Genomic DNA, 12,203 nt, shown 5'->3' with positions numbered 1-12,203 from the left:
CGGCTAGAGGCTTGTTCGCAGCCCCGCAGGCTGCAAGGGTGAAAGGATGGTGACAAGGACCTGAACTGTAGGGTACCGGTAGTCAAACATCAGTGACGGAAGGAATGAGCCGCTGGAACAGGTAATCGTGCAGGCTAGCGGCGTACATATTCCCAAGACGCTCCGAACCCTTACCTCTGTGGATGTGATCTTCAACGACCAGCGTATTTGGTCGATTTCATTGGTCGAGGAACGCGAAGAGTTCTTTCCTTGGCCGCCCGCGTTATCCCAGCGGCTGTTCGGAAGCGCCGAGGTTGCTGTAGTGAATTCCGCAGACGGCGACCTGCTAGCTCAACAATGGTTGGTTTTTGATGATTCCGGGAAAGCGTTTCGCTTTGAGGATGCCCGTGGTCGACCCTTAATGCTCAACAAGTGGTTGCGCCCCAAACCGATGCTCGCGGATGGTGCCGGGAGCGACCTCAGGAACGAGCTTCTTCGGGTACTCATGAGCGTACGTGACGCCCTCGAATCGCTCAATCACCGTGTCTTTGTCGTCGGGGGAACCGCGCTTGGGCCTTACCGAGACGGCGACTTGTTGGCCCACGACGACGACGCAGATGTTGCGGTCTTCCTTGAAGACGGGCACCCAAGTGCCGTCGCGAGATCGATAATGCGACTATCGAAGGACTTGCGAGCTCTTGGCTATCGAGTTCGTGTCCATTCGTTTGCACACTTGCAGGTGTATCCACCACCCCGGCAGAGCTTGGACGACTCGCTTTACGTTGATGTATTCGCCGCGTATTTCTCGCGGGGTAACTTGTGTCAGCCTTTCCACGTCAGAGGACCTTTCAAGCGTAACCAATTGTTGCCATTCAGGGATCTTCCGATCCGAGGGGAGAGCTTTAATGCCCCTGCCGATCTCGAGGCGTGGCTCGAGATGAATTACGATGAAAATTGGCGGACACCTCAACCTGGATTTCAGCTAGTCACGCCCCCGGCAACTGCGCGTAGATTCAACAGTCAATTCGGATCGTTCAACATGCACCGGCATTTTTGGGAACTGCTTGCGACCGAACACCCCGAAGAGGTGAATTATGCGCGCCTTGCCAACGTGGATTTGGATGTCCGTCTCACGAGTCGCACGGTAGTCAATCTGGGGTGCGGGACGAAGGTTGATCTTCCGTCTTCTGTGTCGACGCTTCCGGGATCTGTCGTCGTCGGAATCGACTATTCTGATGCAGCACGTGAGTGCGCACGTGGTGAACTGCAACCAGAGGTTTTTGATGTTAGCTTCGCAAACTACAATGCGGTTCTTCACTTCGTCGCGACGCTTCCAGCCGGTGCGTTCGACGTATTTGCCGGGTTTGTCGCTGAAGGCCAAGACCCAAGGCGCCGAAAAGCCGGCTTCTGGCCGATGATGCGGATGGCAGTGAAATCGGGCGGGCTCGGGACCATCGATTTCTTGGATTCCCTTGCAGAAAACTATTCGTTTGATGATCCAAGAACGTGGCACCTTCATCTGGATGAACTCGCTCGAGAAGCAAGTGGTTTTGGCCTGGCAGTCATACCTATCGGATCCGGACGGGTGATGGTTAGTGACCGTGAGAGAACGTATACGCGCGTGAAAATTGAATGCAGGAGTGCTGGGGCCCAATCCCCAGTAGCGATCAGCCCGGTGTCGGAGGGCAAATCCACAAGCTTGATGAAAGAGGTTAAACGTATGCTGCGACGTTTGAGAAGCGCATTTGCATCGTTCAGACGCTCGGTGGCACCGGCGGAGGTGGCTAGTGAAATTGCGCGTTTGAATGCCGAGATTGATGAGTTGCGTGAGGACCAACGCCGTGTGTCAGAACTCGCCGACATGGTCGAAGAACTAGTCCTAGCTTCAAGAGCGGGCAACGGTCATCCGAACGACGACGGTGCTCCCAGGGTTACGGGCAGTGTCGAGGGCCCCGCCTGATAGAATGGCGCGTTGACCGCAATGCAGTCTAGGCGCTCGGGGGCGGGCCAATCGCCCCGCATCCAAAGGTTGCCCGACAAGTGCGAAAGTTAGGAACTAGCTATTCTTCCCTTCAATGAGCAGCTCAACCGCAGCATCGAGAGTCTCCTTACAAACGAGAAGTTTGCGCGGTCACGTCGCCGCATGTTCGATGCATTGCCGGTACCTATGCGAGGTGTCGTGCGCCGGGCACTCCAACGCGAGCCTCTATTGGAGCGGCAGACATCCGTTGTTTCGGTTGTCGTTCCGATATACAACGTCGAGGAGTACCTCGCCGAGTGCTTGAGGTCGATTGTCAACCAGAGTTATAGCAACCTGCAGATCATTTTGGTCGACGACGGCTCCACAGACTCATCGCTGAGCATTGCTCGTGACTTCGCTCGAAAAGACAGCAGAGTTGTTCTCCTCCAACAAGCGAACTCCGGTCTTGGTGCTGCGCGAAACGCGGGGATGCGGCACGCGACGGGTGAGTTCTTGGTCTTTGCGGACTCTGATGACGTTATCCCCCCGAACGCGTACAGGGCTATGTTGCGGACGCTTGAGTTATCTGGATCGGACTTCGTGGTAGGTGCGTACTACCGGATGTCCGAGACGTCCGAGTACCTTCCACCTTGGCTGGGCGAACTGCACGAAGAGGAGCAGCTTGGTATAACCTCCGACCAGTTCACCGGCGGTCTGGCGAACGTCTTTGCATGGAACAAGCTGTTCAGAATGTCATTCGTTGACCGCATAGGTCTTGAATTCCCTGAGGGTATTCGCTATGAAGACCAGTTCCCACTCACTCGCGCTTACCTGTTGGCAAGGGCTTTCGACGTGATCCCGGAGATCGTCTACAAATGGCGGATACGATTCGATGGGACGTCAATTACCCAAAACAAACGGTCCTTAGAGGATGTTCGCGACCGTGTAGCCGTAGTGAAGAGCGTCTATGAGTACCTGCGTGAGAACGCAAGCCAAGACTTCTTCGACGCTTGGGTGGCCAAGGTTCTTGGAATGGACCTAATGCCGTACTTGTCTGAGTCCCTTCATGCCGACGCAGTCTACAGAGCTCGAGTTCAAGAACTTGTCCATATGTTGTCGGATCACGTCACGCCCGCCATCCAAGAACGGATTGACGTAAGAACCCGTGTGGCCCTCTTTGCCCTTGACCAAGGTACGCCCGAGGAACTCGGCCACGTTATGCTCACCCACAACGAGGTGGGGCATCACCTTCCGACTCGCGTTGACGCGGACGGTACTGTGCGATTTACGCCTACATACCCGGATGAGGTCCAGACAGCATTTCCGGATGCCTTGTTTGAGGTGGGCGAACCGGAATTGCGAACAGATCACGGAATCAACCGCGTGAGCTGGCGTGGCGGAGTTCTTGAACTGCATGGTTGGGGCTTTGTCCGTCACATCTCGCTTACAAGCGGCGACCGTCCGGTGTCTCGACTCTATCTCCGGTCAGCGTTGGACGGTGCAGAGCTCGACTTTGACATTCGGGCTCTACATCAGTTTGTCTCGCGGTGGTATCATTCCCGGTGGCCAGATTACGATGCAGCTGGATTCAGCGCGAGCCTGGCTGCCGACGATGTCGCGAGGTTCGCTCTCGAACATGGCAAGCTCGAGTTGCGTATGCAAATCACGCAGGGACGTCGTGTGAGGGATATTGCCGTAAGCCAGGTCGTTCAGAATGGATCTGCGGGCTCGTGGGACTCATACGTTTCCAGGTCAGGTACGAGAGTCCTTCTCGACTTGCCACGAGGTGAAGGCTTTACTGTAGTTGCAGAGAGCGCCAAGGCCTTCGTTGAGTCCATCGAGGTCACGGATAGAGCTTGCCGTCTACGTGTCGGTAGTTCAACAAGTGACGGACAACGTTCGTCGCAAACTATTGTGCTTGGGTCGAACACGAAGCGGCTTCCACTTCGACACGGGTTCTTGCTTCGTAGGTCGCTGGTAGTGCCCAATGATCTCCTGCCGGAAGGCGCAGTTGCGCGACAGGACTACTTAGTATCGCGCTCCAAGTCAGGGAGCTTTCTATGGCGGTCTGGTAGTTATGCGCCACTGATCTCAGATGTTCAACTTGATGGACACAGGTTAGTTGTTAAGGGGACTGGTAGCTCAAGAACTCCTTTGGAGATGGGGCTCGAGTCGAACCTGCACTGGATTCCGGCAATCGAAGTATCTTGGGCCGATAATCGGTTTACAGCCACGTTTCTACTGGAGGTTGATGAGTTCGGACACCGTAGGGCTGCCCCGCTAGGTGGGTACAGTTTTGTAGTAAAGAATGACCGGCGACGGTCACGATTTGGGCTCAGCGAGTCCCTGCACGACCAACTCCCAATTGATGCCGAGGGCGCGGCTTATAGGACGCGACTGACTCGGACCGCTTCTGGAGGGCTGTGGATCGACCTCTCATTCCCCTCGCCGGACGACGTCACAGGCTCCTTGGGACAGGCTAGGTTGCAGCGCTGGCACCGCGAGGCCGATCTGGAACCTATTCCGAACTCTGTCTTCTTCCAATCCTACCTAGGTGAACAAGCTACTGATTCGGCGCTGGCACTCCATAGAGAACTCCGTCTCAGATATCCTGATTTGAAGCTCTTTTGGGGTGTCGTAGACCCAACGGTTGCGCTGCCGGAAGGGGCAATTCCCGTCATTCGCTACTCTCGCGACTGGTACGACAAAATCTCTCGGTCCGAACACTTGGTCAACAACATTTACTTCTTTAGTTGGTTCAAGAAGAGGTCATTCCAGACCTATATTCAGACTTGGCACGGTACGCCTTTGAAGAAGATCGGACGTTCCTACTGGGAAGACCGGCGTCGCGAGCCAGTCTGGATCGAGCGTATGGACAGACAGGCGGCTTCTTGGGATTACCTTGTCTCCCCGAACTCATTTTGTAGTGACAAGTTTGCTGAGGAGTTCAGATATCAGGGGACTATTCTTGAGACAGGCTACCCCCGTAACGATGTACTCTCCCCCCGAGATAAGAGCTTGGCGTCCCAGATTCGGAAGCGGCTGGATATTCCAGACGACAAGAAAGTTGTGCTTTACGCTCCGACCTGGCGCGACAACAAATCAGCGCAAGCCTGGGTGGCAGACTTCGTCGAACTTTTGGACCTTCAAGCCCTAACTGAAGAGCTCGGTGAGGAGTATGTGCTCCTGGTACGTGGTCACGGCCATAACGCGAGAGCAGGGTCGAGCGTTGGTTCAAGCGGGAGCGTTGTTGATGTTACTTACTATCCAGAGATCAACGACTTGTACCTCGCGGCTGACCTCGTAATCACCGACTACTCGTCTGTGATGTTCGACTTCGCGGTTACCCGGAAGCCGATGATTTTCTTTGCGCCGGACCTGTCCTCATACGCAGATGGAGTCCGAGGATTTTATTTCGAATATGAAGAGATAGTTCCCGGACCAGTACTGATGGAACAAGCACAGGTAGCCGCTTCAGTTCGCTCCTTGCTTGCCCCAAGCTGGTCACCTGACGCAAAGTACCTGGCCTTCGTGGACCGATTTTGTTCGTTGGAAGATGGTAATGCGGCACGGCGAGTGGTCGATGAGGTGTGGGGAGTTCAATCGGCCAGCAGGAAGTAGCCTGTGAGGAAACCGCGCGGGAGATTCTTTTGAGAGTCGCGGACCTCCGGCAGTGGTGTGGCGGGGTTAATGGCCCCAAGAACCTGAGGCCTTGATTTTTCATGAAGGGGCACGGCGGCACCCCTTAGGCGCTGCGCGATCGCCCCGTGACATGAGCGCGGACGGACTCCCCGTTATCTATCGCGTCCGCGCCAGGAGATGCATAGAAGGGGCGCAAAGAGTGGGATACACCTGGGACGCGATCGGAGCGAAAGCAACGCAACCACGTTTCTAGTACGCGCGAGTAAGACTGTAACCCCGTCCAAGGCCGCGAAAAGTTCAGGTAAGAACCGTCACACGCCCGGACCGTGTTTTGAGTAGAGCCTCTTTCCCTAGGAGCAATCTGCGTGAATCGATCCAAACACCGACAATGTGATTTTCGCCCCTGATCAGAGCGCGAAGTGCTACCAACATAACCGGACGCGCGAGCTAGTAAGTATTGGCGCGGAAAGCGCGGCCAAAGCATTCACCCCAGATCTCACAGGCTAAACGTTGTCCAACGGGTTCCACAAACCAGCATCATATGGTCGGCGACGACGAACTCCTATTCCGTGTTTGGCATGTGTGACCTCTCGGCCGGAAGCGGGCCCCTCCCGTGGCAGGAGCGGGAGAACCTGCTCGAGCTTTCTCGGGCAAACGAGCGTGCTCGCTGAGGCTTTGGTCGTAGATTGACAACCTCTAGGTCGACATCTGACCGTCGCGCGCGTCTAGTATGGCGCACAATCATCGGCAAACTTGCATTGAAGCACATGTTTTTTGGCGTGGTGGTATCTCTAACACTTATGGCAGAGAAACCCCCAAAAGAGCGTGTCGTCGAGTTTCTATCGGTGATGAAAAGAGGTTAACCGCCCTTGTGTCGAGGCAAGCCATTGACAGTCGGGAATGAGATCGCGACAAGCTGGGGCGGCCATTGAGCACTAGCGCCCCACCGACCTGAAGGCCGGGTCAAATCATCAATGGCTATCGGCGCGGACAGCCCGAAGTGTTCTTAGGGCGCCCTCCAATAGCAGTGGCGTAGCGAAGCTGTTAACGTAAATTTAGCTGCCCAGACGGTGAACGCGCCGGCCAGGCTGACCATGCTTCATCCCACGAGACACGGACGTCCCAAGCGAGACTATTAATCGATAGGCGCAACCAAGCAGTCACGTCTCGCCGGCCAAGTTCGTGGAAGCTATGGGGCGGTACGACAAACTGAGCCTTGATAATCCCTTGTCTGATCCGCACTGACTTTGGCGCAATGCTCGCGTACTTGAGGCTGTGATGGTCGATAGCTTGCAAGTGGACTTTTGAGCTCTTAAGTGACGCGCGGCTCAGCGGCGCCTGGAGAACGCAGTTCAGCAGGACGTCCCGACCTCCCCTTAATGTGATGCTCGTCGCCCAGGCGTGTGCCGACCTAAGACGCTCTCGCAACGGAAGTACCTGTAGTGCGTCTGCGTACAATCCAGACCAAGCCCCGGCGACTGTGGCCTCACTGTACGTGTTCGACGCGGCGATACCGCGTTCTCGCATTTCATAGATGGCGGGGCCCTCCCGCGATACAAGGACCATGCGATCCGCAAGAGCTTGGATGTCATTGGGGGGTACCAGATAACCCGTATGCCCATCACGGACGATCTCGGACGGGCCGTAGTTCACGTCATAGGATAGGGGGATGGCACCCCGAGACATTGCTTCGACCAATGCCAGGGATTGACCCTCAAATTTGCTTGTGAGAGCGGTGAACCCGGCCCGCCAGAAATGGCGCGTTGCTTGTTCTTCATGCCCGTAGAATTTGACTGAGTCACCGAGGCCTCGCGCTTCTAGGTCGGCGTGAAGCCGGTCCCATACTGGGCCGGCATTGGGGCCGCCATAGATCTCAGCGTGTATGTTAGGGTTCGTCCGTCGTGCGATGTCGAGCGCTCCCAAAACGTGGGATAGCTGCTTGTTGCTTTCCTCTATCCTGGACACAACAACGCACAGGTTAGGATCACGAGGAATACCTTCTTGTGCATCGTTCGGGGCGGGGTTTACGTTGGGAATCGCGGTTGTCTTTGTGCAAGGATCAATGCGGGACAGGAGATGTGCGCGCTGCTTCTCCGTTAAGGTGACGAGTCCATCAAACGTGCGATTCTGGCGGAGCGGGTTGGCCACGCGAGCTTCAAGCGGGCCAGTAACAGGATCCGTTCCGGACACCTGATGAATGGTGTGCTGAATTAGGAATTTCACTACGTTCGGACGCATGTACCCTGCGAATGCTTCGCTCGGGGCCACTCCGTCAATTGTGATGGCCGAGAGGTCTGAACCCACGACCGCATCCAGCCAGAGGGTTTGGAGAGCGAAACTCCCTCCTTGGAAAAGCGGAATCCCCGTCTTGGAATCAAGAACCGTGAGCCGTCTCGGGTGCGGGGTATTTGCTTTGCGCTCGTCAACAAAGAAGAGCGTACCTTCGCGATTTCGAAGGTCGATCCTGCGTAGTACTCCGGCGTGATCGTGCCATTCAGTGACCGCAAAATCTTGCGAGTCAGAGGTGAAATCCCCGATCAATGGGGTGAGATCAGAAGTGGGGCGGAACGGGTCGCAGATACGCGTGAACCCGAGTCGTTCGGCAGCATCCGGGTCGAACATTGACGGAGACCGACAGAGCTCGGTGTGCATGTTGCGGACGGTGAGTGAGCCCAGCTCACCGGCTGAACGTACATGATCGATAACGGCTGTGAAATCCGGTTCGACATTGAATGTCAGTACCTCAACGTCTTCACCGAGCCGAGCAAGCGCTTTGGACCTGCGAAAGCTCGCCCGCGTCATACCGCCATGATCTCGCGAGATTTTTGCCAGGAGTGAGTAGTGTTTCACGATGCGCCCTTAAATAGAGGTATTGGCTAACCCGTATGCGGTGTAAACGTAAGACCGGTTTCGATGTGATAAGAAGCCACTCCGTGTTGGAAACTGAGCGTCCGTGCCTCGTAGTCCTCAATGATGCCATGCGGGCTTCCGGCGACGCATCCCCAAGGCCCCTCGGGGCCACCATTCCTCATGTATGCCGCGAGGAAGACGCCACGACCAAGCCCGTGGGTGCGTCGCTCGCCATCGTCGGCGATATAGGTAGTAATGACGCCTCGATCAAACTCCTGATATGAGCTCGAGCCCTCGGCATTGAGCGCTATTTCCGGGCCTGTAGGTCGACCATAAGCTGGGTACTGCAGATGCGCGTCTCGGATAGGACCCGAGACCGGGAATGGCAGAGGTTCGACTGTGCGTGCGTTCAAAGCCTCGACTGCTTCATTGATCTCGCCGTCAAAAACTACTGAGCCTCGCTCTAGGACAATGCCTCGTTCACATAGTCGCTTAACGTGACTGGAGTTGTGGCTGACAATGAACATAGTCTTTCCGAGCTCGCGAAGCTCCTGCATCTTCTCGTCGCATTTGCGCCGAAACGGAGCATCGCCCACAGAAAGTATTTCGTCCACCAGGAGGATGTCAAGCTCGGTGTGAACGGCAACCGAAAAACCGAGCCGAGCGTACATTCCCGAGGAGTAACGTTTGACCTCGGTGTCGATGAAATCACCGATCTCAGAAAACTCCAGTATCTGCTGAAATCTAGCCTCAGTTTCCTCTCTCGACATCCCGAGGATTGCTGCGTTCAAGTAGACATTCTCACGGCCAGACAAATCTGGGTGGAACCCCGCTCCAACTTCAAGCAGCCCAGCAACTCGCCCCCGGCTCCGGATCCATCCTGAATCTGGTCGAAGTACCCCGGACAAGAGTTTTAGCGTGGTTGATTTTCCTGAGCCATTGCGTCCCATGAGAGCGACCGACTGACCTTTGGGGACCTCGAAGGACACATTGTCGACGGCTTGGAAGGAAGTGGTGAGATCTTTGCGGCGTAGGGTTGCTACCAGCGCTTCTTTGAAAGAATGCGTGTGGTTGATCTTGAAGGACTTCTGGACATCATTGAAAATGATGGCCGGACGCTCATCTTGACTAGAGTCGCTGCGCAAAGCTGCCCTCCAACTTTCTAAATACGATCTGTCCAACGCAAAGCGTGACTGCAGCGATTAGAGTCCCAACGATTGCGAACTCGAGCAGTGAATCTGGTCTTATGGCGCCTGGAGCCAATGGCAACCAGAATGCGTCGTGGAACATCTCGACGGCGACGGTCATAGGATTGACCATGTAGATGTTGAAGAGCCACTCAGGAGCTCTGTCATGGACCATGCTCCAGGAGTACAGCACTGGAGAAGCCCAGGTCGAAAACATCAAAATGAGATCCACAAAGTTCTTTGCATCCCGGTAAGCGACGTTAATAGCGCCAAAGAATAGCCCGAGACCTAACCCAAAGATGACGATGAGGAACGCTCCGACAAGGAACGCCACGACTTGGAGCCAAGTGATTGACCATCCGAAGAGCAGTGCTACGGCAAGTAGGAGGAGAGCTTGCGGGAGAAAGTGAACCGCGGCGACGCCAACCGCTGCAACTGGAAAGAGCTCACGGGGGAGAAATATCTTGCTAATGAGTGACTTGTTGTCCGTGATCGCACTCGTCGTATTTCGAAGGACCTCCGCGAAGAGGTTTACCGCGACGATTCCCGAAAAAAGGTAAATCGGAAAGTAGGGGATCCCTCGATCGACGCCCATGATGACCCCGATCACGAGGTAGTACATGAGGAACTGGGCGCCAGGGCGAATGTACGACCATACCCAGCCGAGAGCGGAGCCGTAGTATCGTGTGGCGATTCCCTTTCGGAGAAGCAAACCCAGAAGGTAACGGTGCCTAAATACGTCGAGTAGACCGTTGCTCTTGCCAGGGGTGTCGTACTCAGGGTCGTTGAGCGCTGCTTTATACGTCACGAAGAGCTAGTGTACTTTTCTTCGAAGTGTCCCGCGAACTTCGGGGGATTCTTTCCATTGCGCGAGCGCCACCAGTCGATCTGGGACGCTAACGGCTCGATGCCAAGAAGCGGCAAACTTGTATCCACGAAGTACTCGCCTTGCACGTAGTATTCCTGGAGGCCTTTGGCAAGATCCGGGGGGTGACCAGCACGTTCTAGCCCGACGGCGTTAATGCCGGCGATGCGTGGCGGCGTGCCATACACCTTCGCGAACGGCGGTACGTCCCGTGTTACGGGAGTTCCCATTCCGATCATCGCGCCTGGGGCAATGACACGGCGTTGGTGAATCACTGCGTTCATCCCAATATTGACCCGGTCGCCGATCTCGCAGTGGCCGCCTACCGACACGCCAGCTGAGACGGTAGCGTCGGCTCCAAGGAGCACATCGTGGGCCAAGTATGCACGGTTCAGAACCCAGCTCCGCGCGCCGACGGTGGTCTCGCGGTAGGTCCCCTGATGGATGACGGCGCCTTCGCGCACGACAGCTCCGGCGCAAATCCGGACGCCAGCGTGGTCAAGCTCGCCGCTCCAGGCTGCGTTCTGCGTGAGGGAAGCCATCTCGGGTGGCGCGCCAATCTGAGCGCCCGGTCCGATCCAAACATTGTCCTCAACGATGCAAGGGCCGAGAATTACGGCGCCTGGTCCGATTGTGACATCAGCGCCGAGCTCGACGCCCTCACCAATGAACGCCAGGGGGCTCACACGCTCCGACATTTATGCGCTCTCCGACAAACGCAGTGTCTTGCCAGTTGACGCTGACTCGATGGCCGCTTCCGCAACTCTCAGCGTCTCGTAGCCTTCGCGGAGCGACACATGATCCTGACGCTCGCCAAGGATCGCATCGCGGAACGCCTCATGCTCATTGCGCAGCGGCTCACGCTTATCGAGGGCAAACCGTGTAACGGTGCCCTCGCTGACCCCCCTAAAGGTGGTAACTGCGTCCCAAGTTCCGTGTCCGGTGCCGTTCTCGTAGAAAGTGAGATCAGCGGTTAAAGTATCTGCTACGAAGGCGCCGCGTTCTCCGGTTACCAGGGTAAGTCGTTCTTTGAACGGCGTAAGCCAATTCACGATGTGATTGACCATGATGCCGTTTTCGAGCGATCCAGTAATCGAGACCATGTCTTCGTGTTCGCGCCCGCTTCTGTGTGTGGTCTGCGCGGCGAGCGTCTCGTATCTTGACTGGGCCAGCCATGAGGTGAGGTCGATGTCGTGGCTGCCGAGATCCTTAACCACCCCCACATCCGCGATGCGCGCGGGGAAGGGCCCTTGCCGCCGTGTCTGGATCTGGTAGACCTCTCCGAGGTCCCCATTTTCGATTCGTGCCCGCAAACTCATAAGAGCAGGGTTGAACCGTTCGACATGGCCGACCGCTGCGATGAGGTTCGCCTCCTCAAACGCGGCGACTACGCGTTTCGCTGCTTCGAGCGTGTGGGCGACAGGTTTCTCCACGAGCGTATGCACGCCAGCCGCCGCGAGTTCGAGCGCTACCTCCTCGTGGAACCTTGTTGGGACAGCGACGACAGCAGCGTCAATTTGTGCGTCGATGATGCCTTGGACAGAGTCAAAGAGCGGGGTGTCGCCTGAAACTCCATGTGGGTCACCCATGGGGTCTGCGAGCGCAATAAGCTCGACTCCGTCGATCTCACGAAGAACCCTTGCGTGATGGCGCCCCATCATCCCGAGCCCGATGAGGCCGTACCTAATGCTCATAAGTTGCTTCTTCCTTCAAAGGCTCT

At 56.1% G+C, this 12,203-nt stretch carries 7 protein-coding genes; 2 read left to right on the top strand and 5 right to left on the bottom strand.

Annotation, left to right across the window (positions count from 1 at the left end):
* Positions 1-178 precede the first annotated feature (178 nt).
* Both ACF07D_RS05300 and ACF07D_RS05295 read left to right on the top strand, forming a co-directional pair.
* Positions 179-1,939: a hypothetical protein gene (locus tag ACF07D_RS05300; protein WP_391504175.1), complete on the top strand. Its 1,761-nt coding sequence runs from the start codon at positions 179-181 to the stop codon at positions 1,937-1,939.
* Positions 1,940-2,188: 249 nt separating this feature from the next.
* Complete coding sequence (locus tag ACF07D_RS05295; protein ID WP_391504174.1) at positions 2,189-5,560, top strand: CDP-glycerol glycerophosphotransferase family protein; 3,372 nt, start codon at positions 2,189-2,191, stop codon at positions 5,558-5,560.
* A gap of 1,065 nt (positions 5,561-6,625) precedes the next feature.
* Here ACF07D_RS05295 and ACF07D_RS05290 read toward each other — a convergent pair.
* The 5 genes from ACF07D_RS05290 to ACF07D_RS05270 all read right to left on the bottom strand — a co-directional run bounded on the left by ACF07D_RS05290 (position 6,626) and on the right by ACF07D_RS05270 (position 12,177).
* Complete coding sequence (locus ACF07D_RS05290) at positions 6,626-8,431, bottom strand: glycosyltransferase (RefSeq protein ID WP_391504173.1); 1,806 nt, start codon at positions 8,429-8,431, stop codon at positions 6,626-6,628.
* Between the two features lie 26 nt (positions 8,432-8,457).
* Complete coding sequence (locus tag ACF07D_RS05285) at positions 8,458-9,420, bottom strand: ATP-binding cassette domain-containing protein (RefSeq protein ID WP_391504356.1); 963 nt, start codon at positions 9,418-9,420, stop codon at positions 8,458-8,460.
* 139 nt (positions 9,421-9,559) lie between these two features.
* Complete coding sequence (locus ACF07D_RS05280; RefSeq protein ID WP_391504172.1) at positions 9,560-10,426, bottom strand: ABC transporter permease; 867 nt, start codon at positions 10,424-10,426, stop codon at positions 9,560-9,562.
* Positions 10,423-11,025, bottom strand: coding sequence for an acyl-ACP--UDP-N- acetylglucosamine O-acyltransferase (locus tag ACF07D_RS05275; protein ID WP_391504171.1), 603 nt, complete (start codon positions 11,023-11,025; stop codon positions 10,423-10,425). The genes ACF07D_RS05280 and ACF07D_RS05275 overlap by 4 nt, the downstream gene beginning before the upstream one ends.
* A 156-nt stretch (positions 11,026-11,181) precedes the next feature.
* The gene (locus tag ACF07D_RS05270) at positions 11,182-12,177 is read right to left on the bottom strand and encodes a Gfo/Idh/MocA family oxidoreductase (RefSeq protein ID WP_391504170.1); all 996 of its coding nucleotides are present in this window, start codon (positions 12,175-12,177) and stop codon (positions 11,182-11,184) included.
* Between the last annotated feature and the right edge of the window lie 26 nt (positions 12,178-12,203).

This window comes from Leucobacter sp. NPDC015123 (assembly GCF_043080205.1).
GTDB lineage: Bacteria > Actinomycetota > Actinomycetes > Actinomycetales > Microbacteriaceae > Leucobacter > Leucobacter aridicollis_A.
Note: the sequence above shows the minus strand (reverse complement) of the source record. Positions and strands in the feature narration are given on the sequence as shown.

What these genes read in the sequence shown, in the direction of transcription:
- ACF07D_RS05275 (WP_391504171.1), bottom strand. Translation starts at nt 11,025, where the DNA reads ATGGCTTCCCTCACGCAGAACGCAGCCTGGAGCGGCGAGCTTGACCAC.
- ACF07D_RS05270 (WP_391504170.1), bottom strand. Translation starts at nt 12,177, where the DNA reads ATGAGCATTAGGTACGGCCTCATCGGGCTCGGGATGATGGGGCGCCAT.